We start from the raw sequence: 26,317 nt of genomic DNA, 5'->3' as shown, positions 1-26,317 counted from the left end.
GTGACGCAGACCATCGCCCCCCGTGTCCGGACTGTGGTGCTGCTGCTCCTGGCCGCGGCCTGCGCACTCCTGGCCGGAGCAGGTCCGGCCTCCGCGCACGCCGCGGTGACCGGCAGCGACCCCGCGCAGGGGGCGGTGGTCGACAAGGCACCGGCCCGGATCTCGCTCACCTTCTCCGAGCAGGTCGCGCTGTCCGACGACTCGTTGCGCGTGCTCGACCCCGAGGGCAAGCGCGTCGACGCGGGCGAACCGTCCGGTGTCAGCGGCACGACCTACGCCGTGCGGCTCCATTCCGGACTGCCCGACGGCACCTACACGGTCGCCTACCAGGTGGTGTCCGCGGACAGCCATCCCGTGGCCGGTGCCTACACCTTCTCCATCGGTGCCCCCTCCAAGACGTCCGTGTCGGTCTCCGGGCAGTCGACCGACGACGGCGTGGTCGGCTGGCTGTACGGCTTCGGGCGGTACGTGTCCTACGCCGGGTTCATCGTGATGGCCGGCGGCGCCGCCTTCGTACTCGCCTGCTGGCCGCGCGGCTCCGGGGTGCGGCCCGTGCAGCGATTCGTCGTCTCCGGGTGGCTCGCGCTGACCGCCGCCACCCTCGCCCTGCTGCTCCTGCGCGGCTCCTTCACCGGCTCCGGGAAGGTCGCCGACGTCTTCGACCTGTCCCTGCTCGGGCAGGTGCTCCAGACCAAGACCGGCGCGGCCCTGGTGTCCCGGCTGTTGCTGCTCGCCGCGGCGGCGCTGTTCATCGCCGTACTGTTCGGGGCGTACGACAAGCGGGAGGACCCCCAGGAGAAGCGCGACCTGACCTTCGGGCTCGCTATCGGCGGCGTCGTCGTGGCGGCCGGACTCGCCGCGAGCTGGGCGATGTCCGAGCACGCCTCGGTCGGGCTCCAGGCGGGCATCGCCATGCCGGTCGACGTCCTCCATCTGCTCGCCGTCGCCGCGTGGCTCGGCGGGCTGGGCGCGCTGCTGATCGCCCTGTACCGGGCACCGGCCGACGCGCCCGTCGACGCGACGGCCGTACGCCGCTTCTCCCGCGTCGCCTTCGGCAGCGTCGTCGCGCTGATCGCGACCGGGACGTACCAGTCCTGGCGCCAGCTCGGCTCCTGGTCGGCCTTCACCGACACGCGGTACGGACAACTGCTCCTCGCCAAGATCGCCCTCGTGGCGGTCCTGGTCGGCGTCGCGTGGATCTCGCGCCGGTGGACCGGGCGCCTGGCGGAAGCGGTGCCGGCATCGGCGGAGCGGGAGAAGGCGCGGGTCGGAGCAGGGGCCGATGCCTCCGGTGACGCTGCCGGTCCGGCCGAGCCCGCTGTGACCGGCAATGACGAGACCGGCACGGACCCAGAGGCCGCTGCCGACGCCGACACCGACACGGACACCGACGCCGACGCCGAGTCCGACGAGCAGCCTGATTCCGAGCCCGCCGACACCGAGCGGGCCGCGCAGCTCGCCCGGCAACGGGCCGCCCGGGACGCCGCCCGGCAGAAGCGGCTGCGGGACGCCGACCCGAACCGCTCCGGCCTGCGCCGCTCCGTGCTGACCGAGGCCGGCATCGCGGTCGTCCTGCTCGCCGTCACCACCGTCCTCACACAGACCGAGCCGGGACGCACGGAGCAGGAGGCCAAGGCCGCCACATCGTCCTCCGCGTCCACCGCGCCCGACACGAGCGGGTCCGGGGCACTGACCCTGAACATGCCCTTCGACACCGGCGGCCAGGACGGCAAGGGCATCGTCACGGTCGACCTCGACCCCGCACGCGTGGGCGACAACGAGATGCACGTCTACGTGGAGCGGCCAGGCGGCGGGGCCTTCGACATCCCCGAGGTCAAGGTCGACTTCACCCTCAAAGCCAAGGACATCGGGCCGCTGCCCGTCGTCCCCGACCACATCGCAACCGGACACTGGTCGGCGAACGGAGTGCAGATCCCCATGGCCGGCGACTGGAAGGTCGACGTGACCGTGCGGACCTCCGACATCGACGAGGTGACCGTCTCCAAGAACGCGCAGATCGGCTGAACCACCATGGCTGACCAGTCCATTCCGCAAGCCCGTACCCCCGGCACCGTGCCGGGGGAGACCGAAGCGGCCCCTGCCCAGGACGGCATCTCACGGCGCCGCCTGCTCGGCACCGCCGGTGCCACCGGGCTCGTCCTCGGCACGGCGGGCGCGGCCGTCGGATACGCCGCCGCCCCCTCCGACGCCGCCGCTCCGCTCACCTCGCTCGGCACCGACCGGGCGATGTTTCACGGGAAACATCAGCCCGGCATCACCGAGGGCCTCCAGGCCCGCGGCCACCTCGTCGCCTTCGACCTGGCGGCAGGCGCCGGCCGCAAGGAGGCCGCCGCCCTGCTGCGCCGCTGGTCGGAGACCGCCCGGCGGCTGATGGCGGGCGAGCCGAGCGCGCACGACGACACCGATGTGGCCCGCGACGCCGGACCCTCGTCGCTGACGATCACCTTCGGCTTCGGCCACAGCTTCTTCGGCAGGACCGGCCTGGAGCAGCAGCGGCCGACCGCCCTGGACCCGCTGCCCGAGTTCTCCTCCGACCACCTCGACAGGAACCGCAGCAACGGCGACCTGTGGGTGCAGGTCGGCGCCAACGACGCCCTCGTGGCCTTCCACGCCCTGCGCGCGATCCAGAAGGACGCGGGCCGGGCCGCCAAGGTGCGCTGGCAGATGAACGGCTTCAACCGCTCGCCGGGCGCGACCGCCCACCCCATGACGGCCCGCAACCTGATGGGGCAGATCGACGGCACCCGCAATCCGAAGCCGTCCGAGGCCGACTTCGACCAGCGGATCTTCGTGCCGGAGAAGGGCGAACCGGCCTGGATGGCGAACGGCTCCTACGCCGTCGTACGCCGTATCCGCATGCTCCTCGACGACTGGGAGAAGCTCTCCGTCAAGGCCCAGGAGGACGTGATAGGCCGCCGCAAGTCCGACGGGGCGGCGCTGTCCGGCGGCACCGAGACGACCGAGATGGACCTGGAGAAGACGGACTCCCGGGGCAACCTGGTCGTCCCGATCAACGCCCACGCCCGCATCACACGGCCCGACCAGAACGGTGGCGCGGCGATGCTCCGCCGCCCGTTCTCCTTCCACGACGGCATCGACCCGGACGGGGTCCCGGACGCGGGCCTGCTCTTCATCTGCTGGCAGGCCGATCCGCTGCGCGGCTTCGTGCCGGTGCAGCGCAAGCTCGACCGCGGCGACGCCCTGTCGCAGTTCATCCGGCACGAGTCGAGCGGGCTGTTCGCGGTGCCCGGTGGGGCCGCGGAGGGCGAGTACGTGGGACAGAAGTTGCTGGAGGGGTGAGAGTTGGTCTCTGGGCGGGCTTGTGGGGGATAGCGCTTCCGCGGGCCCACTAGGGTGAGGTCATGCCAGCGAGCTATGCGTATCTCGGCCCCGAGGGCACCTTCACCGAAGTCGCCCTGCGCACGCTTCCCGAGGCCGCCACCCGGGAGCTCATCCCGTACGTGTCCGTCCAGTCCGCGCTCGACGCGGTACGCGCCGGCGAGGCCGAGGCCGCGTTCGTGCCGATCGAGAACTCCGTCGAGGGCGGCATCACCACCACCCTCGACGAACTGGTCGCCGGCGCGCCGCTGATGATCTACCGCGAGGTGCTGCTGTCGATCACCTTCGCGCTGCTGGTCCGCCCCGGCACCAAGCTGTCGGACATCAAGACCGTCTCCGCCCACCCGGCCGCGCAGCCGCAGGTGCGCAACTGGCTGAAGAAGCACCTCCCGGACGCCCACTGGGAGTCGGCCGCCTCGAACGCGGACGCCGCCCGGCTGGTCCAGGAGGGTCAGTACGACGCCGCCTTCGCCGGCGAGTTCGCGGCCGCCCGCTACGGCCTGGAGGCCCTGGAGACCGGGATCCACGACGCGGAGAACGCCCAGACGCGGTTCGTGCTGGTCGGCCGGCCCGCCCGGCCCGCGGCGCCGACCGGCGCGGACAAGACCTCCGTCGTGCTGTGGCAGCGCGACGACCACCCCGGAGGCCTGCGCGATCTGCTGGGCGAGTTCGCCACGCGCGGCATCAACCTGATGCTGCTCCAGTCCCGGCCCACCGGCGCGGGCATCGGCAACTACTGCTTCTGCATCGACGCCGAGGGCCATATCTCCGACCGCCGGGTGGCCGAAGCCCTGATGGGCCTGAAGCGGATCTGCCTCCAGGTGCGTTATCTCGGCTCCTATCCGCGCGCGGACATGAAGCCGGGGGATGTCCAGCCGCCGCGGCTGGGGACGTCGGACGAGGAGTTCGTGGCGGCGGCGGACTGGGTGGCGCGGTGCCAGGACGGCCGGTTCTAGGCCGTCGTACCTGCTGATTGTCGTTATCCACAGAAGTTATCCACAGGCTTGGTTCTCGACCTGGGGACAAGTCGACAACGAAGTGTTGGTCAGTCGACAAATCGCCCTACAGGCACCTGATGCGTCCATCGGCGTGCAGGTCACCCTTCGTCTACCGTTTTCCCTTGCGTAACTCTTCGGGGTGACCCATTTCCACTCGAAAGTGAGGACAGGGCAGGTTTGCACCGGGAATTCTTCGGTGCGGCAGAGCCTTCCGGAGTGATCAATTCCGACGTCCACAGATCTTCCACACAGCCTGTGGATAACTTTTGGGCGGGTGTGGATCCCTGTGGACAACCGAGCCCCAAGTCCCGTTCCCCACAAGGGATTCGAGTCAACGTCGCGCCCTGCGGATGCCTCGTTCCGGGGAGAGGTGGTCGGTATATTGACACAGTGCGCAATTCCCCCATAACGGTATGTAAGCTACGCCCGGAATAGTGAGTCGTGGGCGGTCACCCCGCACCGGTAGCCTTGGGCGCGTGATTGACCTTCGCCTGCTCCGTGAGGACCCCGACCGTGTGCGCGCGTCGCAGCGCGCCCGTGGAGAGGACGTCGCGCTCGTCGACTCCCTCCTGTCTGCCGACGAGCGGCGCAGGTCGTCCGGCGTCCGCTTCGACGAGCTGCGCGCCGAGCAGAAGGCGCTCGGCAAGCTCATCCCCAAGGCTTCCGGAGACGAGAAGGCCGAGCTGCTGAAGAAGGCGGGCCAGCTCGCCGCCGACGTCAAGGCCGCCGACGCGGACCGCGACGCGGCCGCCACCGAGACCCAGGAGCTGCTCCTGAGGCTCGGCAACCTCGTCCACCCGGACGTGCCGGTGGGCGGCGAGGAGGACTTCGTCACGCTGGAGACGCACGGCACGATCCGCGACTTCACCGCCGAGGGCTTCGAGCCCAGGGACCACCTGGAGCTCGGCCAGATCCTCGGCGCGATCGACGTCGAGCGGGGCGCCAAGGTCTCCGGCTCGCGCTTCTACTTCCTGACGGGCGTCGGCGCCCTGCTGGAGCTGGCCCTGGTGAACGCGGCGATGGCCCAGGCCACCGCGGCCGGCTTCACGCCGATGCTGACCCCGGCCCTGGTCCGCCCCCAGTCCATGGCGGGCACCGGCTTCCTCGGCCAGGCCGCGCAGGACGTCTACCACCTCGCGGCCGACGACCTCTACCTGGTCGGCACGTCCGAGGTCCCGCTCGCCGCGTACCACATGGACGAGATCCTCGACGCCGAGAAGCTGCCGCTGCGCTACGCGGGCTTCTCGCCCTGCTTCCGCCGCGAGGCCGGCTCGCACGGCAAGGACACCCGGGGCATCTTCCGCGTGCACCAGTTCGACAAGGTCGAGATGTTCTCCTACGTCGCCCCGGAGGACTCGCAGGCCGAGCACCAGCGGCTGCTGGAGTGGGAGAAGCAGTGGCTGACCTCGCTGGAGCTGCCGTACCGCGTGATCGACGTGGCGAGCGCCGACCTTGGCGCCTCGGCGTCGCGCAAGTTCGACTGCGAGGCGTGGATCCCGACGCAGGGCAAGTACCGCGAGCTGACCTCGACCTCGGACTGCACCGAGTTCCAGTCCCGCCGCCTGTCGATCCGCGTCCGTGACGGCAAGCAGGTCCGCCCGCTGGCCACGCTCAACGGCACGCTGTGCGCCGTGCCGCGCACGATCGTGGCGATCCTGGAGAACCACCAGCAGGCCGACGGCTCGGTGCGGGTGCCCGAGGTGCTGCGTCCGTACCTGGGCGGCCGGGAGGTCCTGGAGCCGGTGGCCAAGTGACCACCACCGGTTTCCCGTACCAGCTGATCGCGACCGACCTCGACGGGACGCTGCTGCGTTCCGACGAGTCGGTGTCGCCCCGCACCCGTGACGCGCTCGCCGAGGCCGCCTCGGCAGGTGCCGCGCACATCGTCGTCACCGGCCGCGCGGTCCCGTGGACCCGGCACATCCTCGACGACCTCGGCTACCAGGGGCTGGCCGTCTGCGGCCAGGGCGCACAGGTGTACGACGCCGGCGCCCACCGGTTGCTGACGTCGGTGACGCTGGACCGGCAGCTGGCCGGAGTGGCGCTGGCCAAGATCGAGGCGGAGGTCGGCCCGCTGTACCTGGCGGCGAGCCGCGACGGCCTCGACGGCGAGGTGCTGGTGGGTCCCGGCTACGCGGCCCACGGCAATCTGCCCGCGACCCCGTTCACGGACGCGTCGGACCTGTGGAGCGCGCCCCTGAACAAGCTGTACATCCAGCACCCGACGCTCTCGGACGACGAGCTGTGCGAGGCGGCCACGCGCACCGCCGGCGGTTTCGTCACCGTCGTCATGGCGGGCGAGGGCATCGTCGAACTCCTGCCTCTGGGCCTGTCCAAGGCGACCGGCCTGTCCCTGGCGGCGCGTCGGCTCAAGGTGAAGGCGGCCGACACGATCGCCTTCGGCGACATGCCCAACGACATACCGATGTTCGCCTGGGCCTCCTACGGTGTGGCGATGGCGGACGCCCACGAGGAACTGAAGGCGGTGGCCGACGAGGTGACGTCCTCGAACGAGGAGGACGGGATCGCCGTGGTGCTCGAGCGGCTGCTGGGCTGAACCTTCAGTCCTCGCGCTTCCCTTGGGTATCGCGTTCGGCGGAGGATGCACGGATCGAACGTGCGCGGGCTTTCCAGCCCGACCATGACTCGCTCCTGATCAAACACAGCGCAAGCCAGTGCCTTGCCACTCGGCCAATCCTCCGGGTGGGCGGCCTCACGCGACGTGCGATTCGCGTGCTCGAAGCGGCCGCCCCGGGCAGCTCCCCGTGTGGGGCGGGCTCTACGGAGGGGTAGCGATTACTCCGGAGCCCGCCGCGGGCTGCCCTGAAGGGAGCTGGACGTACTGCCGTACATGGACATCGTCCGGCTCCTCTCCCAGAACGTGACGCCGGACTCGTCGTCCGGCAGGGACACGACTACTCTGCCTGCCGGGCGAAAAGGACGCCACCGATTAAATCGGCGGCCGGACGGGGGTCGGTCAGCGCTTGCGCCACCTGCGCCGCCGGGCCTTGCTGAAGAACCAGCCCGCAGGCGGCTCGTCCGACCGCCAGGGCTGCGGCTCCGGTTCCTCGCGGCGCCAGCGCGCGGCGAGCATCCGGGCGCGGGCGGACGGCTCGGAGGTCTCGGCGGAGCGTATGAAGTCGTCGTCCAGGACGAGGTCGTCCCAGGCGCCGTCTCCGGAGCCGGATCCCGACTGTCCGCGGTCGTCGTACTGAGCCCTCTCGGCCGCCATCCCCGTCCCCTTCCAGCCGTCCAACTTCCGTGCGACATCCCTGCGTTCCGTTCGCCCAGTGTGCCCTGACAGGGGTGAAGCCCCCGTCAAGGCCGGGGCACGTCACTCCTCGCCGGCGAGGGTCAGCGAGCGCAGCTTCTGACCGGCGTACCAGGTGGCCAGCACCGTGACGGCGACCAGCAGCACCGTCGCCGTGGTGAGGCCGACGTCCGAGGTCACCAGGTCGCCGCCGGACACCTTCTGGGCCACGGCCAGCGCCCACTGCTGGACGCTCAGCGTGCGGGCGCCCGGCACCAGGGAGCCGAACAGGGCCTCCCAGACCAGCGCGTAGACGAGCCCGAACACCACCGCGTGCCGGGAGACCGTGCCGAGCAGCAGGAACAGGGCCGCGTACGCGATGGAGGCGACCAGTGCGGCCACCGTGTAGGCGACGGCGATCTGCTGGCCGTTGCCGTTCAGGATGAAGCCCGCGATGAGCGTCGGCACCGCGGAGAACACCATCGTCACCGCGATCGCGACGATCAGCTTGGTGAAGATGATCGCCGGGCGTTTGATCGGCTTGGAGAGCAGGTACACCACCGAGCCGTCGTCGATCTCCGGCCCGATCGCGCCGGTTCCGGCGATGACGCCGATGATCGGCACCATCGTGGCGAGGGCGAGGCCGCCCAGCAGGTCCGCCGCCGTCTGGTCGTCCGCCCCGGCGAGGAAACGCACCACCACCGAGATGGCGATGAGCAGCAGCGGCAGGGCTCCGAGGATGAGGGCCCGGCGCCGGCCGAGCAGGGCCCGGTACGTGAGCCGGGCGACTGTGGGGTCGTACATCAGGGCCTCCTACGCCGCGACGAGGTACGAGAAGACGGACTCGAGGGACTCGTCGGACGGCGAGACCGTGAGCAGCCGGATGCCGTGGTCCCTGGCCACCCGCGGCAGCAGGGCCGTGAAGCGGCCGAAGTCGACGGCCTGGATGCGCAGCGCGCCCTCGGCGAGGTCGACCTCGATGCCGGACGTCGACGGGTCGGCGATCAGCGCGGCCGCGAGGGCGCGGTCGTCGCTGGAGCGCACCAGGTAGCGGTGCGGCCGGTCGGTCATCAGACGGCGGATCTTGCGGAAGTCACCGCTGGCGGCGTGCCGGCCGGCGACGACGACCTCGATGTGCCAGGCGAGTTGCTCGACCTCTTCGAGGATGTGGGACGAGAAAAGCACCGTGCGGCCCTCGTCGCCCATGCGGCGCAGCAGGTCCATGAGCTGCATGCGCTGGCGCGGGTCCATGCCGTTGAAGGGCTCGTCCAGCAGGAGCAGGGACGGGTCGTGGACCAGGGCCGAGGCCATCTTCACGCGCTGGCGCATGCCCTTGGAGTACGTCTGGATCTTGCGGTCCTGCGCGTACTCCATCTCGACCGTGGCGAGCGCCCGCTGGGCCGCCTTGGCGCCCAGGCCGTGCAGCTCGGCGTTGGCGAGGACGAACTCCTTCCCGGTGAGGAAGTCGTACATCGCCTCCCGCTCGGGGACGACGCCGATGTGCTTGTAGATCTGCTCGTTGCGCCACACGGCCTGGCCGTCGAGGGTGACCGTGCCGGTGGAGGGGGCCAGGAAGCCGCCCATCATGTTGATGAGGGTGGACTTTCCGGCGCCGTTGGGGCCCAGCAGACCCGTGACGCCGGGGCCGATGGTCATGGTGATGTCGTTGACGGCGACCACGTTGCCGAACCAGCGGGAGACGTGGTCGATGGAGAGCGTGGTCACAGTCCCACCTTCTTGTAGCGGCGCATCAGGAGGCCGTAGCTCGCCGCGATCAGGCCCAGGGCGACGAGGACGTAGACGACGCCCTCGGCGTTGCTCGGGCCCACCCCGCCGGGGAAGGCGGAGGTCGCGCCCAGGAACGCGGACTGCGCGCCGTCGATGAGCGTGATGGGCGAGAACAGCCCGATCCACGGCACGGCGGCGCTGCTGCCCTGGGCGTCGGCGATGGCCTGGAGGGTGGAGACCGCGCCGTAGGTGATGGTCAGTACGGCGATCACGGCCGCGATGCCGAAGCCGCGGCGCGGGGTGAAGGACGCGATGACCAGGCCGATGCCGGCGAAGAGCAGTGAGAGCAGTGCCACGGAGACGATTCCCTGTGCGAATCCCTTGGTCTGGTCGGCGAAGTCGAGCTTGGCCAGCAGCGCGCCCACATAGAGCACGAGCAGGGGAGCGGCCGTGAGGACGAACAGCGCCGAGGCCAGCGCCGCGAACTTGGCGCGGACGTAGTCGGCGATCTCGATGGGGCGCGAGAAGTACAGCGGAACGGTCTTGAAGCGCAGGTCGCGTGAGACGGACTGGGGTGCCTGCGAGGCGACGTACAGGCTGATGACCGCCTGCATGACGATCGCGTAGCGCGTGTAGTCCAGGGGCAGTTCCTTGGCCTTGGTGAAGACCGCGACGGCGACCATGATGGCCGCGGGCACGCACATCACCACGAACAGCAGCATCGGCAGCACCTTCGACTTCACCGAGCGGCCGAGGCCGTAGGAGCCGCGCAGGGACTGCGAGTACAGCGAGCGGCGGGCGTAGGCGCGGCCCAGGCGGGGGCCGTCGTAGTTGCGGTAGCCGATGTTGTGGATGCGGGTCTGGTCACCCGGCACCGGGGCTGCCCCCGTGGAGTGCTCAACCGCCATGGCCGACCGCCTCCTTCCGCTGCTCGTGCTGGTCACTGGTCGTGAAGACCTCGGAGATGTGGTGCCGGCGCTGCTCCATGCGCACCAGGCCGAGCCCGAGGTCCGCGATCACGTCCCGGACCAGGTCGTACGTCTCCTCGCCCTGCGCGGTGAGCAGCAGGACGTGGCCGGCGCCCGGCAGACCGCTGCCGTCCTGGACGCTCACCCCGCGCGCGTGCAGCGCATCGCGCACCGCGCGGGTGCCGTCCGGGTGCTCGTCGGTGTCGGTGACCTCGATCGCGAGGGTCGTCGTGATCTGCGTGAAGTCCGTGGTGGAGCTGGAGCGCAGGAGCTTGCCGCCGTCGATGACGACGACGTGGTCGCAGGTGCGCTCCAGTTCTCCCAGCAGGTGCGAGGTGACCAGGACCGAGATGCCGAAGTCGGTGTGGATCCGGCGGATCAGGCCGAGCATCTCGTCGCGGCCGACCGGATCGAGGCCGTTGGTCGGCTCGTCCAGGAAGACCAGCTGCGGGTCGTGGACGAGGGCCTGCGCGAGCTTCACGCGCTGCTTCATGCCGGTCGAGTAACCACCGATGGGGCGGTAGCGCTCCTCGTACAGACCGACGTGGCGCAGGGTGTCGGCCGTGCGCTCGCGGGCGGCGGTGGGCGGCAGGCCGGACATGCGCGCCATGTGGACGACGAACTCGGTGGCCGAGACGTCCGGCGGCAGGCAGTCGTGCTCGGGCATGTAGCCGACCCGCTCGCGGATGTCGGCGCCCTTGGTGGCGACGTCGAGGCCGAGCACTTCGGCACGGCCCTCGGTGGCGGGGGACAGACCCAGCAGGATCTTGATCAGTGTGGACTTGCCGGCTCCGTTGGCTCCGACGAGTCCGGTCACACCGGGCCCGACGTCCACGGAGAGCCGGTCAAGCGCGGTCACCCGGGGGAACCGCTTGCTCAGGCTTTCGGTCGCGATCACAGTCACCCTATGAAGGTAGGGGCCGTGCGCGTGACGGTCGTCACCCCCCAGAGCTGTCTTCGGGTCAGCCCTGAGTATTACGTGCCCCTAGGGGAGCTGGTTCTCGAGAGTTACCACGCCCGGGGAGCCTCTATTGACGAACTCTCTAACAACTGCCAGATTCGCCGGATGACGTTGCTCACGGGCGCGCGGGAGCGCTGGGTGCGGACCGGCGAAGTCGAGCTGTGTGTGGCCGAGCTGGGCGATCCGGGGCGTCCGACGGTCGTCCTGGTGCACGGCTACCCCGACAGCAAGGAGGTGTGGTCCGAGGTCGCCGCGCGTCTCGCCGGGCAGTTCCACGTGGTGGCGTACGACGTCCGCGGCCACGGGCGGTCCACGGCGCCACGGCCGCTGCGGGGCGGGTTCACGCTGGAGAAGCTGACGGACGACTTCCTGGCCGTCGCGGACGCGGTCAGCCCGGATCGGCCGGTGCATCTCGTCGGGCACGACTGGGGCTCGGTGCAGGCCTGGGAGTTCACCACCGTCCGGCGCACCGAGGGCCGCATCGCCTCCTTCACGTCGATGTCCGGGCCCTCCCTGGACCACTTCGGCCACTGGATCGACAGCCGTGTGAAGCGGCCCACCCCGCGCCGGATCGGCCAGCTCCTCGGGCAGGGCGCCCGGTCCTGGTACGTGTACCTGCTGCACACGCCCGTGCTGCCCGAGCTGGCCTGGCGCGGCCCGCTCGGCAAGCGGTGGCCCCGGGTCCTGGAGCGCGTCGAGAAGGTGCCCCGGGGTGGTTACCCGACCTCGTCCCTGCCGTCGGACGCGGCCCACGGGGCCTGGCTGTACCGGGACAACGTCCGTCCCCGACTGCGCAGGCCACGCCCGGACGCGTACGCGCACGCGCCCGTGCAGATCGTGACACCGTTGGAGGACCGGTTCCTGTCCGAGCGGCTCCACGATGACCTCGATCAGTGGGTTCCGCAGCTGACCCGCAGGACCGTTCAGGCGGGGCACTGGATCCCACGCACCCGTCCGGATCAGCTGGCTTCGTGGATCGAGGAGTTCGTGACGTCCGTGGAGAGCGGCCGGTCCCCCGGGCCGGCAGGCGGCAAGCACGCCCAGCGGTTCGGCGGGCAGCTCGTGCTGGTCACCGGGGCGGGCAGCGGCATCGGGCGGGCGACGGCGCTGGCGTTCGCCGAGGCCGGCGCGCGCGTGGTCGCCGTCGACCGGAACCCTCAGGCGGCGGCCCGCACCGCCGAGTCGTCCCGCCGGGCGGGCGCTCCAGCGGCCTGGGCGGAGACGGTCGACGTCTCCGACGAGCAGGCCATGGAGAAGCTCGCCGAGAAGGTCACCACCGAGTACGGCGTGGTGGACGTCCTCGTGAACAACGCCGGGATCGGACTGTCCGGCTCCTTCTTCGACACGACGCCGGAGGACTGGAGGAAGGTCCTCGACGTCAACCTCTGGGGTGTCATCCACGGCTGCCGGCTCTTCGGCCGGCGGATGTCCGAGCGCGGGCAGGGGGGCCACATCGTCAACGTGGCCTCGGCGGCGGCCTACCAGCCCTCCCGGGCGCTGCCCGCCTACAGCACCTCCAAGGCGGCCGTGCTGATGCTCAGCGAGTGCCTGCGCGCGGAGCTCGCCGGGCAGGGCATCGGTGTGACCGCGGTCTGCCCCGGCTTCGTCAACACCGCCATCACCTCCACGGCGCACTTCGCCGGGGTCGACGCCAGGGAGGAGAAGCGGCTCCAGCAGCGCGCCGCCCGCCTGTACGGGCTGCGGAACTACCCGCCGGAGAAGGTCGCCGCCGCGATCCTGCGGGCGGTGGTGCGCAACGAGGCGGTGGCCCCGGTCACGCCGGAGGCGCGGGGTGCGCGCTGGCTGTCGCGGTTCGCGCCGGGGGCACTGCGGGGGATCGCACGGATGAAGCCGCCGATGTGACCTCAAGTCGCCCAGAGGGAGGGCCAGTTGTCCACAGACTGGCCAATTCCCCTGTGGATAACATCACTTGGCTGTGGATCAAACCTTCAAGGTAAAACTCGATCGCGTGATTCAGGTCTCTCCCGCACCCTGATGGGATGGACGAAAGACGCACCGTCAAGGTGTCGAAGTACCTCTCGAAGCATCTGCGGCATCAACCGGAACGGATCGGGCTCACGCTCGACGAGGGTGGCTGGGTCGAGATCGACACACTGATCGCCGCAGCCACCGCCCATGGCTTCCGGTTCACCCGTTCCGAGCTGGACCACGTCGTCGCCACCAACGACAAGCGGCGTTTCGCCGTCGAGGGCACCCGGATCCGTGCCAGCCAGGGCCACAGCGTCGCGGTCGACCTCGGGCTGCCGACGGCGACTCCGCCCGCGTACCTCTACCACGGCACCGTCGCCCGCAACCTGGACGCGATCCGGGCCGAGGGGCTCAGGCCGATGGACCGGCATGCCGTGCACCTCTCGTCCGACCGCGAGACGGCGACCCGCGTCGGTGCCCGCCGTGGCCGGCCGGTCGTGCTGGCCGTGGACGCGGGCGCGATGCACCGCGACGGTCATGTCTTCCAAGTGAGCGCGAACGGCGTGTGGCTCACCCAGGCCGTACCGCCGCGCTATCTGCGCTTTCCCGAGCCTCACTGACGCGCTGTGCGGGACGAGCGACTCACGGTGAGTGTTTCACGTGAAACACGGGCCACTCGCCGCGCTCCCTTAGGCTCGATGCCATGAGTCTGCGTCTGAGCACCGTGATCCTCCCCTACCGTCGCTGGCAGGAAGGCGGCCGTGCGGCCTGGACGCGTGCCGAGCAGCTCGGCTTCCACACCGCGTACACCTACGACCATCTGTCGTGGCGCAGCTTCCGGGACGGCCCCTGGTTCGGTGCCGTACCGACCCTCACCGCCGCCGCGACCATCACCGACCAGCTGCGGCTGGGCACGCTGGTGACCTCGCCGAACTTCCGGCACCCGGTGACGCTCGCCAAGGAGCTGATCTCCCTCGACGACATCTCCGGCGGGCGGGTCACGCTGGGCATCGGCGCGGGCGGCTCGGGCTTCGACGCCACCGCGCTCGGCCAGGAGCCGTGGACCCCGCGGGAGCGCGCCGACCGCTTCGCCGAGTTCGTCCCGCTGCTCGACCGGCTGCTCAGCGAGGACGCGGTGTCGTACGAGGGCGACTTCTACTCGGCACACGAGGCACGGAACATCCCCGGCTGTGTGCAGCGCCCCAGACTGCCGTTCGCGGTGGCTGCGACCGGGCCGCGCGGGATGCGGCTCGCCGCCCGGTACGGGCAGGCGTGGGTGACCACCGGCGACCCCAAGCTGTACGAGAACGGCACTCCTGAACAGTCGGTTCAGGCCATTCGCGGGCAGGCGGAGAAACTCGCCGACATCTGCGCCGAGATCGGCCGGGACATGACCGACCTCGACAAGGTCCTGCTCACCGGATTCACCCCGGACCGCGGAGGACCGCTCCAGTCCCTGGACGCCTTCGTCGACTTCGCCGGCCGGCACATGGAGCTGGGCTTCACGGACATCGTGGTCCACTGGCCCATCCCCGACTCGCCCTTCGCGGCGGACGAGAAGGCCTTCGAGCAGATCGCCATGGAGGCGCCGGCGCAGTTGCGCTGAGAGGCGCCCTCGGGAAGTTCCTGGTGAGGGCGGTATCCACTCACCTGTGCGGACTCCCGCACGCCCGTGCAGGCATATGCGGGACAATGGCCGGGTGACCTCAGCGACCCGACAGCCCGAGACCGCGGCCGAGACCGTCCCGCCGCGGCTGATCGCCACCGACCTCGACGGCACGCTGCTGCGCGACGACAAGTCGGTGTCCCCCCGCACGGTGGCCGCCCTGGCAGCCGCCGAGGAGGCGGGCATCGAGGTCTTCTTCGTCACCGGCCGCCCGGCCCGCTGGATGGATGTCGTCAGCGACCACGTGCACGGCCACGGCCTGGCGATCTGCGGCAACGGCGCCGCCGTGGTCGACCTGCACGGCGGCCCCGGTGCCCACCGGTTCGTGAAGGTCCGGGAGCTGGAGCGGGCGAACGCGCTGGACGCCGTACGGCTGCTGCGTGACGCGGCTCCGGGCACGGTGTACGCGGTGGAGCAGACGTACGGCTTCTACCAGGAACCGGCCTATCCGAAGCTGCACATGGAGATCCCCGACAGCCTCGCCCCGGCGGAGGAACTGCTGTCGCCGGACCACCGCGCGGCCGCGGAGCCGGTGCTGAAGATCCTGGCGTACCACCCGGAGATGGACCCGGACGCCTTCCTGACCCTGGCCCGGCTCGCCATCGGCGACCGCGCCAACGTCACCCGTTCCAGCCCCAGTGCCCTGCTCGAGATCAGCGGCCCCGGGGTGTCCAAGGCCAGCACGCTCGCCCTGTGCTGTGCCGAGCGCGGCATCTCGCACGAGCAGGTCGTCGCCTTCGGTGACATGCCGAACGACGTCGAGATGCTGACCTGGGCGGGCCGGTCCTACGCGATGGGCAACGCCCACCCGGACGTGATCGCCGCGGCCTCGGGACGGACGGTCGCGAACAACGAGGACGGCGTGGCGGTCGTGATCGAGCAGTTGCTGACGGAACTGCCATAGGTGTCGCGGTTGTAGGTGTGGCGGCTGTGCGGCTGCGGCTCTCGCCGGGGTCAGAGCAGCACCCCGCGAGCCGTCAGCCATGACACCGGATTCACGGACGAGCCCATCTCCGGCGTGACCCTGGTCTCGAAGTGCAGGTGCGGTCCGGTGGAGTTGCCCGTGGTGCCCGACTGGCCGATCCACTGGCCGGGGGTGACGTGCTCCCCCTGGTCGACCGCGACGGACGCGAGATGGGCGTACTGCGTGTAGTAGCCGCCCGCGTGCTCGAGCACGATCTCGATGCCGAAGGCACCCCCGCAGGACACCTTCACCACCCGGCCCGCACCCACGGCCCGCACCGGCGTGCCGATCGGCACGGCGAAGTCCTGCCCGGTGTGCCGGTTCGACCACCGCGCACCGCCGCTGCCGTACGACGCGGACAACTCGTACGTCTCCACGGGCGCGACCCAGGCACTGGTGAACCCCGTCTCCGGCTGGTCGAGCCGCACGGCCCCACGGCACGCTCCGGCGGCGACCGAGGCGTCCGCCTGGCCCTGGAGCCGCGAGCGTGCCGTTTCCAGCTTCTGCTCGATGTCCGCCTTGAGACCGGCGAGTTGCGTGTTCCGCTTCTCCAGCGCCTGCCAGTGGGCCGCGGCCTTGGCCTCGTCGGCGGCGAGCCGTGCCTCGGCCCGGCGGCTCTTGGAGATCGCGTTGTTCACGGCGAGGTTCGTCTGCGAGAAGGCGTGCTGGCCTCGCATCAGGTCGTCGGGGCCGTCGGCGAGGAACATCTGCGCGGCCACCGGCAGCCCACCGCTGGAGCGGTACTGGGCACGGGCGATCCTGCCCAGGTCCTCGTGCAGGGCCGCGATGTGCCGCCGCTGACCCTCCAGGAGTTCTTCGGCCCGCTGGGCTCTGGCCCGTTGCTCCTCGGCCTCTCGGCGCCCCGCCTCGTACGCCTGCGTCGCCGCCGCGGCCTCCTCGTACAGCCGCGCCACCTCGGCACTGAGTCCCGAGTCCCCGCCGGTGCCGCTCCCGGGTTCCTTGTGCGCCGCGGTCGGCCGGGCCGCGAGAACCGCCAGCGCACACAGCAGAACCGGAACGAGCAGCCGAAGACGGCGATATGAGCGCATGTCAGTGATCGTCGCGCAGCCCGGCCGCCCTGACCCTGTTCGCCTCGTACGGCCGGGGGACCGGCTGCCCCGAACGGCTCAGTGCGGCACCGGCCGGCGTGGCCCCACTAGGGTGCGGCCACCAGCGACTGCGACGCCGCCTCCCGCTCCGCCATCTCCCGCAGCGGCCCGTCCACGGCCACCAGCTCCGCGTACGCCCCGCGCTGCACGACACGTCCCTGGTCCAGCACGATGACCTCGTCCACCGCCTCCAGACCCGCCAGCCGGTGTGTGATGAGCAGGGTCGTGCGGCCCTCGGTGGCGGCCAGCAGGTCGGCGGTGAGCGCGTCGGCGGTCGGCAGGTCCAGGTGTTCGGCGGGTTCGTCGAGGACCAGGACGGGGAAGTCGGCGAGGAGCGCCCGGGCCAGCGCCAGCCGCTGCCGCTGTCCTCCCGACAGCCGCGCCCCGTGCTCGCCGACGAGCGTGTCGAGCCCGTCGGGCAGGCCGCCGGCCCAGTCCAGCAGGCGGGCCCGCCCGAGCGCGGCACGCAGGTCGTCCTCGGTGGCGTCCTTCTTCGCGAGCAGCAGGTTCTCGCGCAGCGAGCTGTCGAAGAGGTGCGCGTCCTGCGCGCACAGCCCGACGAGCCTTCGTACGTCGTCCCCGCGCAACGCGTACGCGTCCACGCCCGCCAGCGTGTACGAACCCGCGTCCGCGTCGAGGAAGCGCAGCAGCACCTGCGCCAGGGTCGTCTTGCCGGAGCCGGAGGGTCCGACCACGGCGACCCGGCGGCCCTCTTCGAGGATCAGGTCCAGCCCGGCGAGCGCGTCCCGGTCCTGCCCCGCGTGCCGCGCGGCCAGCCCCTTGACGGCGACCGGGAACGGCGACGCGGGAGCCTGCCGGGGCTGCGCAGGCTCCGCCACCGGCTCCGGGGCGTCCAGCACCTCGTACACCCGCTCGGCGCTCCGGCGCACCCGCTGCCGGTACTGCACGGCGAGCGGCAGCCCGAGCACGGCCTCGAAGGCGGCCAGCGGGGTGAGGACGACGACGGCCATGGTCACGCCGTCCAGCCGCCCTGCCGCGACCGCCTGTGCGCCGACCAGGGCGGCGGCAGTGACGGTCAGGCCGGAGATCAGCGCGGTGAGCCCGTCGCCGAGTGCCGTCGCGGTGGCGGCGCGCGACGCGATCCGGGTGAGTGCGCCGTCTGCCTCGCGTGCCTGGGTTGTCCGCGCGGGCAGGGCACCGGCGACGGTCAGCTCCGCGGTTCCGGTGAGCAGATCGGCCACCCGTGTCGCGAGCACGCCGCGGGCGGGCGCCAGCCTGTGCTCGGCCCGCCGCGCGACGGCGCCCGTGACGAGGGGCACCCCCGCCCCCGCGGCCAGCAGTCCGGCCGCGAGCACGGCCCCGGCCTCGGGCAGCAGCCACGCCGTGAAACCGACGGACGCCGCCGACACGACGACGGCCGCCCCGGCCGGCAGCAGCCACCGCAGCCAGTAGTCCTGCAACGCGTCCACGTCCGCGACCAGCCGGGACAGCAGATCACCCCGGCGAGTCCGGCGCAGCCCGGCGGGCGCCAGCCGCTCCAGCCGGCGGAACACCGCGACCCGGGTGTCCGCCAGCATCCGCAGCACGGCGTCGTGCGAGACCAGCCGCTCGGCGTACCGGAACACGGCCCGCCCGATCCCGAAGGCGCGCGTCGCCGTCACCGCCACCATCAGATACAGCACGGGCGGCTGCTGCGAGGCCCGCGAGATCAGCCACCCGGAGGTGGCCATGAGCCCCACGGCACTCCCGAGCGCGAGGCTCCCGAGCAGCAGGGCGAGTCCCAGCCGCCCGCGCCGGGCACCGGACATGGCACGGACCCGCGCGAGGACACCGTCCGAAGCGGGCGAGCTGCCGGGCTCCGTCGGAGAGACCGCGGAGGGAAGCTCGGCCTCGACGGAGACCGTTCCTGGAATCCGGACAGCGGCGGACGCGACAGGCACCGCGGCGGTCTCGGGCTCCGCCAGCCGCACCACCCGGTCCGCCACCCCCAGCAGCGCCGGCCGGTGCACCACCAGCAGCACCGTCCGCCCGGCCGCGAGCCGCCGTACGGCCGCCACGACCTCGGCCTCGGTGGCCCCGTCCAGCGCCGCCGTCGGCTCGTCGAGCAGCAGCACGGGCCGGTCCGCGAGGAAGGCCCGGGCCAGCGCGAGCCGCTGCCGCTGCCCGGCGGACAGCCCGGCCCCGTCCTCGCCGAGCACGGTGTCCGCCCCCTCGGGCAGCGCCTCCACGAACTCCAGCGCCCCGGCGTCCCGCAGCGCCCGCCGTACGGCATCGTCGTCGGCCTCGGGCCGTGCCAGCCGTACGTTCTCGGCGATCGTCCCGGCGTACAGATGCGGCCGCTGCGGCACCCACGCGATCCGGGACCGCCACTGCTCCAGGTCCACGTCGGCGAGGTCGGCTCCCCCGACCCGCACCCGCCCCTCGGCCGGTGGTACGAATCCCAGCAGGACGTGCAGCAGCGTCGACTTGCCGGCACCGCTCGGCCCGACCAGCGCGACCGTCTCCCCGGGCTCGACGGTGAAGGACACGTCCGACACGGCCTCGGCCGATCGCCCCGGGTAGCGGACGGTCACTCCCTCGAAAGCCAGCGCACCCGCCGGCACGGCCCCGGAACCCGACGCCGGAACGGGCGTCTCCAGAACCTCGAAGATCTCCTCGGCCGCGGCGAGCCCCTCCGCCGCCGCGTGGTACTGCGCCCCGACCTGCCGCAACGGCAGATACGCCTCGGGTGCCAGGATCAGGATGACCAGGCCGATGTACAGGTCCATCTCGCCGTGCACCAGCCGCATGCCGATCGTCACGGCGACCAGCGCCACGGAGATCGTCGCGAGCAGCTCCAGCGCGAAGGAGGAGATGAAGGCGATCCGCAGCGTCCGCATGGTCGCATGCCGGTACTCGCCGGTGATCCGCCGGATCGACTCGGCCTGCGCCTTGGCCCGCCCGAAGACCTTCAGCGTCGGCAGCCCCGCGACGACGTCCAGGAAGTGACCCGACAGCCGCGACAGCAGCCGCCACTGGCGGTCCATCCGGGACTGGGTGGCCCAGCCGATCAGCACCATGAAGACCGGAATGAGCGGCAAGGTGCCCACGATGATGGCCGCGGACACCCAGTCCTCGGTGACGATCCGCGCCAGCACCGCCACCGGCACGACCACCGCGAGACCCAACTGCGGCAGATACCGCGAGAAGTAGTCGTCGAGGGCGTCGACACCCCGCGTGGCCAGAGCCACCAGCGAACCGGTCCGCTGCCCGCTCAGCCAACCCGGTCCCAGCTGAGCGGAACGCTCCAGCAACCGCCCCCGCAGCTCGGACTTCACCGCCGCGCTCGCCCGGTGCGCGGCGAGCTCGGTGAGCCAGCCGACCAGCGCCCGGCCGACCGCGACGGCGACCAGCAGCAGCAGGGGAGTGCCGAGTTCGGACACCGCCATACGGTGCTGGAACGCGCCGACCACCACCTCGGCGATGAGCATCGCCTGCGCGATGACCAGCCCCGCCCCGACGGCGCCCAGGGCGACGACCGCCACCAGGAAGACTCGGGTGGCACGGGCGTACCGGAGCAGACGCGGATCGATCGGTTTCACGTGAAACACACCTCAGTGCACAGTTTCGGCGATGTGCTGCGTACCGATCCGCTTGCGGAACACCCAGTACGTCCAGCCCTGGTAGACCAGCACGACCGGAGTGGCGATCGCCGCGCACCAGGTCATGATCTTCAGCGTGTACGGGCTGGACGAGGCGTTGGTGACCGTCAGGCTCCAGTCCGGGTTCAGCGTCGACGGCATGACGTTCGGGAACAGCGTCAGGAAGAGCATCGCCACCGTGGCCACGATGGTGAGCCCCGACAGGGCGAACGCCCAGCCCTCACGCCTCGCCCGTGCCGCGACCATGGCCACGACGAGCGACACCACCGCCACGACCGCCGCGACGAGCGATGCCCCGTCGCCCCGGTCGGACTGCGTCCACAGCAGGAAGGCGAGAGCCAGCAGGGCGGTCACCAACCCGACGCGCAGTGCCAGCTTCCGCGCCCGCTCCCGGATCTCCCCGACCGTCTTGAGCCCGACGAAGACCGTCCCGTGGAAGGTGAACAGCGCCAGCGTGACCAGACCGCCCAGCAGCGCGTACGGGTTGAGCAGGTCCAGGACGCCGCCGGCGTAGTTGAAGTCCTGGTCGATCTTCACGCCCCGCACGATGTTGCCGAAGGCCACACCCCACAGGAACGCCGGGATCAGCGAGGTCCAGAAGATCGCCGTCTCCCAGTTGCGCTGCCAGTTCTCCTCGGGTCGCTTGGCGCGGTACTCGAAGGCCACACCCCGGACGATGAGACAGACCAGGATGAGCAGCAGGGGCAGGTAGAAGCCGGAGAAGAGCGTGGCGTACCACTCGGGGAAGGCGGCGAAGGTGGCACCGCCCGCCGACAGCAGCCACACCTCGTTGCCGTCCCAGACGGGGCCGATGGTGTTGATCAGCACCCGCTTCTCGGGCCGGTTGCGGGCGAGCAGCTTCGTGAGCACACCGACCCCGAAGTCGAAGCCCTCCAGGAAGAAGTAGCCGGTCCACAGGACGGCGATCAGGACGAACCAGACGTCGTGCAGTTCCATGACTGTGCAGCTCCCTCGGCCTAGTACGAGAAGGCCATCGGCTTGTCGGCGTCACGGGAGTCGCCGCCGATCTTCGTGGGCGGGTTGAGGTCGGCCTCGGTGAGCTCCGGCGGGCCCGCCTTGACGTACTTGACCAGCAGCTTGACCTCGACGACGGCGAGGATCGCGTACAGCGTGGTGAAGACGATCATCGACGTGATGACCTCGGCCTGGGAGACACCGGGGGAGACCGCGTGCCGGGTCTGGAGCACGCCGTAGACGACCCACGGCTGGCGGCCCATCTCCGTGAAGATCCAGCCCCAGGAGCTGGCGATCAGCGGGAAGCCCAGGGTGAGGATCGCGATGCGCCAGTACCACTTGGTGAGGGTCGGACCGAGGGCCTTTTTCGGCAGGAGCACGAGATGCGGCACCTCGTCCTCACCCACCCGCAGATGCTGCGGCAGCAGGAACTTCTTACGGGTCAGCCACAGTCCGGCCAGACCGATGGCGAAGGACGTCATGCCGAAGCCGATCATCCAGCGGAAGCCCCAATAGGCGACGGGGATGTTGGGCCGGTAGTCGCCGGGCCCGTACTTCTCCTGCTCGGCCTTGTTGACGTCGTTGATGCCGGGCACGTACGAGGTGAAGTCGTCCTTCGCGAGGAAGGACAGCAGGCCGGGAATCTCGATGGCGACCTTGTTGTGCCCCTTGTCGACGTCGCCGATGGCGAAGACCGAGAAGGGCGCCGGCTTCTCGCCGTCCCACAGCGCCTCGGCCGCGGCCATCTTCATCGGCTGCTGCTGGTACATGATCTTGCCGAGGACGTCACCGCTGACCGCGGTGAGCAGTCCGCCGACGACGACGGTGACGAGGCCCAGCCGCAGCGAGGTCTTCATCACGGGGACGTGCTTCTTGCGGACCAGGTGGAAGGCGGCGATGCCGACCATGAAGGCGCCACCGGTCAGGAAGGCCGCGGTGAGCGTGTGGAAGACCTGGGCGAGCGCGGTGTTCTGGGTCAGCACCAGCCAGAAGTCGGTGAGCTCGGCCCGCCCCTTCGCCTCGTTGATCCGGTAGCCGACCGGGTGCTGCATCCAGGAGTTGGCCGCGAGGATGAAGTAGGCCGACAGGATCGTGCCGATCGAGACCATCCATATGCAGGCCAGGTGGATCTTCTTGGGCAGCTTGTCCCAGCCGAAGATCCACAGGCCGATGAAGGTGGACTCGAAGAAGAAGGCGATCAGGGCCTCGAAGGCGAGCGGCGCACCGAAGACGTCACCGACGAAGCGCGAGTAGTCGGACCAGTTCATGCCGAACTGGAACTCCTGCACGATGCCGGTGACCACACCCATCGCGATGTTGATCAGGAAGAGCTTGCCCCAGAACTTCGTCGCCTGGAGGTACTTCTCCTTCTCCGTCCGCACCCAGGCGGTCTGCAGCCCGGCCGTCAGGGCGGCCAGCGAGATCGTCAGGGGGACGAACAGAAAGTGGTAGACGGTGGTGATGCCGAACTGCCATCGCGCCAGGGTCTCCGGCGCCAAAGCCAGGTCCACGTCGCCGCTCCTTACATACGCTTGTGAAAGCGTTCACATTCACAAGCCATTATGCAGCACGGACTTTCGGGACCTAGAGGGGACCCCCTGTCTCCCCCGTCACAGTCGACCCCTTGGCCGGGGCTTCAACATATTGTTGAATCGACGGCATGCAGACACCGCCATCACTACAGATACGGATCTCCTGGCCGGCGGGGCATCTCACCGCCGCTCTCGACGACACCCCGACCACCAAGGCCCTCGCCAAGGCACTGCCCTTCGTCTCGACCGCACGCACTTGGGGCAAGGAGGTGTATTTCGACACAGGGGTGTCTGTTTCACGTGAAACAGGGGCCAGGGAGGTAGTCGAGCCGGGCACGGTCGCCTTCTGGACCGACGGCGACGCCCTCGCCCTCCCCTACGGACCCACGCCTATCTCGCAGGGCGACGAGTGCCGCCTCGCAAGCCCGTGCAACGTCCTGGGCCGCATCGACGGCGACCCAGGAGTGCTCGCGACGGTGCGGGACGGCGACCCCGTGCGCGTGGAACTCCTGGACGCCTGACCAGGCTCGGAGCCCTACAGCTCCTTACGGAACCCTTCCGCCACCTTCAAGAAGATGTCGTTCGCCTCGGTCTCCCCGACCGTCACCCGCACACCCTCGCCCGGGAACGGCCGGATCACCACGCCCGCCTGCTCACACGCCTCCGCGAACGGGACCGTGCGCTCCCCCAGCCGCAGCCACACGAAGTTGGCCTGGGTCTCGGGCACCGTCCAGCCCTGGGCGCGCAGCCCGTCGACCACGCGCGTGCGCTCACACACCAGCGACCCGACCCGGCCGAACAGTTCGTCCTCGGCACGCAGCGAGGCGATCGCCGCCTCCTGCGCGAGCTGGCTCACCCCGAACGGGACCGCTGTCTTGCGCAGCGCCGCGGCCACCGGCTCGTGGGCGATGGCGAACCCGACGCGCAGGCCGGCGAGACCGTAGGCCTTGGAGAAGGTCCGCAGGACGCAGACGTTGGGTCGGTCTCGGTAGAGCTCGACACCGTCCGGCACCTCGGGGTCACGGATGAACTCGCGGTAGGCCTCGTCGAGCACCACCAGCACATCACCGGGCACGCGATCGAGGAAGCGCTCCAGCTCCGCCCGCCGCACGACCGTGCCCGTCGGGTTGTTGGGGTTGCAGACGAAGATCAGCCGGGTCCGCTCGGTGATCGCGTCGGCCATCGCGTCGAGGTCGTGCACATCACCGGACGTCAGCGGCACCTGCACCGATGTCGCGCCGCTGATCTGCGTGATGATCGGGTACGCCTCGAAGGACCGCCAGGCGTAGATGACCTCGTCGCCGGGACCTGACGTGGCCTGGATCAGCTGCTGTGCGACACCGACCGACCCGGTGCCGGTGGCCAGGTGGGAGAGGGGGACGCCGAACCGCTCGGACAGCTCGTTCATCAGCGCCGTGCAGGCCATGTCCGGGTAGCGGTTGAAGTTGCCGACCGCCGCCGTCACCGTTTCCATCACGCCCGGCAGCGGCGGGTAGGGGTTCTCGTTGGAGGACAGCTTGTAGGCCACCGGCCCACCCGCCGCGGCCGGCTTGCCCGGCTTGTAGGTGGGGATCCCCTCCAGCTCGGCGCGCAGCTTGGGGCTCGTCTCGCTCACCGCAGTCCTCCTCGCGAAGACCGGCGGCCCATGACCGCCGCCGACATCCAATACTCCTCACCTTATGAGGATTCGGCGCCGCTGCGTATAGCCACGACGGCGCGACGAGCGCCGGCCTCGTGCGCCACAGCGGCATCAGGGGCATCGCCGTACGAAGGCGTACGAATGCAGGGGCGCGCCGCACATATATCTACGCGCCGGTAGTGCACGCCGTGGCGCGCATCCCCCGTGCAGGTGAGTTGAGACCTCTTCGCAACATCGGCCACTTGGCAGGCCCGTGCGGGCCGCCACGTCACGTACTGGCATGGGAGCGCTCAACGCCCTTGGTTTCCAAGGCAATTGAAGCTCAATGATCATGCAGAAACGTACCTGTCAACGCGCGCATATGCGTCCGCACTACCCCACCGCATGAGCCCTACTATCGGCTCGCCATGACAGCAGCAGGGAAGCACCAGGTGAGCCGCGCGGAAACCTCACGTCGAGGCAGTCGGCCGGGCCGGGCGGGTATCAGAGACGTGGCCGCCGCCGCCGGAGTCTCCATCACGACCGTCTCCGACGCCCTCAACGGCAAGGGCCGGCTCCCGGACGCCACCCGGCGCCATGTCCGTGAGGTCGCCGACCGGCTGGGCTACCGGCCCTCGGCCGCCGCCCGGACCCTCCGTACCGGCAAGTCGGGACTCATCGGCCTGACCGTGACCACGTACGGGGATGAACCTTTCACCTTCACCGAGTTCGCGTACTTCGCCGAGATGGCGCGGGCCGCCACCTCAGCGGCGCTCGCCCGCGGCTACGCCCTCGTCATCCTTCCCGCGACCTCCCGCCACGACGTGTGGTCGAACGTCGCCCTGGACGGCACGGTCGTCATCGACCCCTCCGACCAGGACCCGGTCGTCAGCGAACTCGTGCGGCAGGGCCTGCCGGTCGTCTCCGACGGCCGCCCGGCCGGCTCGCTGCCGGTCACGGCCTGGGTCGACAACGACCACGAGGCCGCCGTCCTCGGCATCCTCGACCACCTGGCCGCCGCCGGCGCCCGCCGCATCGGCCTGCTGACCGGCACGACGACCGACACGTACACCCACCTGTCGACCACCGCGTACCTGCGCTGGTGCGAGCGCGTCGGCCAGGATCCGGTGTACGAGGCCTACCCGGCGCACGATCCATGCGCGGGCGCCGTCGCCGCCGACCGGCTGCTCGCCCGACCCGACCGGCCGGACGCGGTCTACGGGCTGTTCGACCCGAACGGCACCGACCTGCTCGCCGCCGCCCGGCGCTACGGCCTGCGCGTACCGGACGACCTGCTGCTGGTCTGTTGCAGCGAGTCCACCGTGTACGCCAACACCGAGCCGTCCATCACGACGCTCTCTCTCAAACCGCGCCGGATCGGCACGGCGGTCGTGCAGCTCCTCATCGACGCCATCGAGGGAGTGGAATCGGACCGTCCGGTGGAGCAGGTGATACCGACGGAGCTGATCGTGCGCACGTCGTCCCAGCGGCGCCCGCCGCGCACGACGGTCAGCCCGCCGCGGTCACCCGAGGAGACGTAGGCCGGTACACCCGGGTAAAGGGACGATCGCCTTCCTGGGGAGAAACGGGGCCGGTCCCCCGGAGAGAAGGGATCGTTCTCGCGAAGAGAAGGAAAGCGAGGATGGTCACACGGTGG

The 26,317-nt window shown here is 70.7% G+C and carries 21 protein-coding genes and 1 tRNA gene; 11 read left to right on the top strand and 11 right to left on the bottom strand.

Going from position 1 to position 26,317, the window contains the following annotated elements; translation table 11 throughout:
• From SCNRRL3882_RS20905 to SCNRRL3882_RS20885, 5 genes are all read left to right on the top strand, one after another.
• Window positions 1-2,025 (top strand): copper resistance CopC/CopD family protein, encoded by a 2,025-nt coding sequence (locus tag SCNRRL3882_RS20905; RefSeq protein ID WP_010032880.1) that lies wholly within the window; start codon window positions 1-3, stop codon window positions 2,023-2,025.
• 6 nt (window positions 2,026-2,031) lie between these two features.
• Window positions 2,032-3,321, top strand: a complete 1,290-nt coding sequence (efeB, locus tag SCNRRL3882_RS20900; protein WP_010032875.1) for an iron uptake transporter deferrochelatase/peroxidase subunit — start codon at window positions 2,032-2,034, stop codon at window positions 3,319-3,321.
• Between the two features lie 62 nt (window positions 3,322-3,383).
• Entirely contained in the window at window positions 3,384-4,316 is a 933-nt protein-coding gene (gene pheA / locus SCNRRL3882_RS20895) for a prephenate dehydratase (RefSeq protein WP_010032872.1), read from the top strand.
• A 518-nt stretch (window positions 4,317-4,834) separates the two neighbouring features.
• Window positions 4,835-6,112, top strand: a complete 1,278-nt coding sequence (gene serS, locus SCNRRL3882_RS20890; protein WP_010032869.1) for a serine--tRNA ligase — start codon at window positions 4,835-4,837, stop codon at window positions 6,110-6,112.
• Complete coding sequence (locus tag SCNRRL3882_RS20885) at window positions 6,109-6,915, top strand: HAD family hydrolase (protein WP_010032868.1); 807 nt, start codon at window positions 6,109-6,111, stop codon at window positions 6,913-6,915. Before serS ends, SCNRRL3882_RS20885 begins: the two co-directional genes overlap by 4 nt.
• A gap of 39 nt (window positions 6,916-6,954) precedes the next feature.
• On the opposite strand, the gene SCNRRL3882_RS40845 is transcribed toward SCNRRL3882_RS20885, so the two are convergent.
• The 6 genes from SCNRRL3882_RS40845 to SCNRRL3882_RS20860 all read right to left on the bottom strand — a co-directional run bounded on the left by SCNRRL3882_RS40845 (window position 6,955) and on the right by SCNRRL3882_RS20860 (window position 11,202).
• Window positions 6,955-7,059 (bottom strand) — tRNA-OTHER (locus SCNRRL3882_RS40845).
• Window positions 7,060-7,335: 276 nt separating this feature from the next.
• A complete protein-coding gene (locus SCNRRL3882_RS20880) occupies window positions 7,336-7,590 on the bottom strand; it encodes a hypothetical protein (protein ID WP_010032866.1) in 255 nt (84 codons plus the stop codon).
• 102 nt (window positions 7,591-7,692) lie between these two features.
• Window positions 7,693-8,412, bottom strand: a complete 720-nt coding sequence (locus tag SCNRRL3882_RS20875; RefSeq protein ID WP_010032865.1) for an ABC transporter permease subunit — start codon at window positions 8,410-8,412, stop codon at window positions 7,693-7,695.
• A 9-nt stretch (window positions 8,413-8,421) separates the two neighbouring features.
• The gene (locus SCNRRL3882_RS20870; RefSeq protein WP_010032863.1) at window positions 8,422-9,333 is read right to left on the bottom strand and encodes an ABC transporter ATP-binding protein; all 912 of its coding nucleotides are present in this window, start codon (window positions 9,331-9,333) and stop codon (window positions 8,422-8,424) included.
• Entirely contained in the window at window positions 9,330-10,244 is a 915-nt protein-coding gene (locus tag SCNRRL3882_RS20865; protein ID WP_010032860.1) for an ABC transporter permease, read from the bottom strand. The genes SCNRRL3882_RS20870 and SCNRRL3882_RS20865 overlap by 4 nt, the downstream gene beginning before the upstream one ends.
• Window positions 10,234-11,202 (bottom strand): ABC transporter ATP-binding protein, encoded by a 969-nt coding sequence (locus SCNRRL3882_RS20860; protein WP_010032859.1) that lies wholly within the window; start codon window positions 11,200-11,202, stop codon window positions 10,234-10,236. The genes SCNRRL3882_RS20865 and SCNRRL3882_RS20860 overlap by 11 nt, the downstream gene beginning before the upstream one ends.
• A gap of 168 nt (window positions 11,203-11,370) precedes the next feature.
• Here SCNRRL3882_RS20860 and SCNRRL3882_RS20855 point away from each other — a divergent pair, with 168 nt between their 5' ends.
• From SCNRRL3882_RS20855 to SCNRRL3882_RS20840, 4 genes are all read left to right on the top strand, one after another.
• The gene (locus tag SCNRRL3882_RS20855; protein WP_010032858.1) at window positions 11,371-13,128 is read left to right on the top strand and encodes an SDR family oxidoreductase; all 1,758 of its coding nucleotides are present in this window, start codon (window positions 11,371-11,373) and stop codon (window positions 13,126-13,128) included.
• A 137-nt stretch (window positions 13,129-13,265) separates the two neighbouring features.
• Window positions 13,266-13,814: an RNA 2'-phosphotransferase gene (locus tag SCNRRL3882_RS20850; RefSeq protein WP_010032857.1), complete on the top strand. Its 549-nt coding sequence runs from the start codon at window positions 13,266-13,268 to the stop codon at window positions 13,812-13,814.
• An 83-nt stretch (window positions 13,815-13,897) separates the two neighbouring features.
• Window positions 13,898-14,800, top strand: coding sequence for an LLM class flavin-dependent oxidoreductase (locus SCNRRL3882_RS20845; RefSeq protein WP_010032856.1), 903 nt, complete (start codon window positions 13,898-13,900; stop codon window positions 14,798-14,800).
• Between the two features lie 76 nt (window positions 14,801-14,876).
• A complete protein-coding gene (locus tag SCNRRL3882_RS20840; protein ID WP_010032855.1) occupies window positions 14,877-15,764 on the top strand; it encodes a Cof-type HAD-IIB family hydrolase in 888 nt (295 codons plus the stop codon).
• Window positions 15,765-15,814: 50 nt separating this feature from the next.
• On the opposite strand, the gene SCNRRL3882_RS20835 is transcribed toward SCNRRL3882_RS20840, so the two are convergent.
• From SCNRRL3882_RS20835 to SCNRRL3882_RS20820, 4 genes are all read right to left on the bottom strand, one after another.
• Window positions 15,815-16,873, bottom strand: coding sequence for a M23 family metallopeptidase (locus SCNRRL3882_RS20835; protein ID WP_010032854.1), 1,059 nt, complete (start codon window positions 16,871-16,873; stop codon window positions 15,815-15,817).
• Window positions 16,874-16,980: 107 nt separating this feature from the next.
• A complete protein-coding gene (cydD, locus tag SCNRRL3882_RS20830) occupies window positions 16,981-20,475 on the bottom strand; it encodes a thiol reductant ABC exporter subunit CydD (protein WP_010032853.1) in 3,495 nt (1,164 codons plus the stop codon).
• A 12-nt stretch (window positions 20,476-20,487) separates the two neighbouring features.
• Window positions 20,488-21,492 carry a cytochrome d ubiquinol oxidase subunit II gene (cydB, locus tag SCNRRL3882_RS20825; protein ID WP_010032851.1) on the bottom strand — a complete coding sequence of 335 codons (1,005 nt, stop codon included), beginning with the start codon at window positions 21,490-21,492 and terminating at the stop codon, window positions 20,488-20,490.
• Window positions 21,493-21,512: 20 nt separating this feature from the next.
• Window positions 21,513-23,021, bottom strand: coding sequence for a cytochrome ubiquinol oxidase subunit I (locus tag SCNRRL3882_RS20820; protein ID WP_010032847.1), 1,509 nt, complete (start codon window positions 23,019-23,021; stop codon window positions 21,513-21,515).
• Window positions 23,022-23,170: 149 nt separating this feature from the next.
• Between SCNRRL3882_RS20820 and SCNRRL3882_RS20815 the strand changes: the two genes are divergently transcribed.
• Window positions 23,171-23,563 carry a cyclophilin-like fold protein gene (locus tag SCNRRL3882_RS20815; RefSeq protein WP_010032846.1) on the top strand — a complete coding sequence of 131 codons (393 nt, stop codon included), beginning with the start codon at window positions 23,171-23,173 and terminating at the stop codon, window positions 23,561-23,563.
• Between the two features lie 14 nt (window positions 23,564-23,577).
• Here SCNRRL3882_RS20815 and hisC read toward each other — a convergent pair whose 3' ends face one another.
• A complete protein-coding gene (gene hisC, locus SCNRRL3882_RS20810) occupies window positions 23,578-24,657 on the bottom strand; it encodes a histidinol-phosphate transaminase (RefSeq protein ID WP_010032845.1) in 1,080 nt (359 codons plus the stop codon).
• Window positions 24,658-25,088: 431 nt separating this feature from the next.
• On the opposite strand from hisC, the gene SCNRRL3882_RS20805 reads away from it, so the two are divergent.
• Entirely contained in the window at window positions 25,089-26,201 is a 1,113-nt protein-coding gene (locus SCNRRL3882_RS20805) for a LacI family DNA-binding transcriptional regulator (protein WP_078602709.1), read from the top strand.
• Window positions 26,202-26,317 lie beyond the last annotated feature (116 nt).

The organism is Streptomyces chartreusis NRRL 3882, assembly GCF_900236475.1.
In the GTDB taxonomy this organism is placed as follows: Bacteria; Actinomycetota; Actinomycetes; order Streptomycetales; family Streptomycetaceae; genus Streptomyces; species Streptomyces chartreusis_D.
This window is presented reverse-complemented; position numbering and strand designations above follow the sequence as displayed.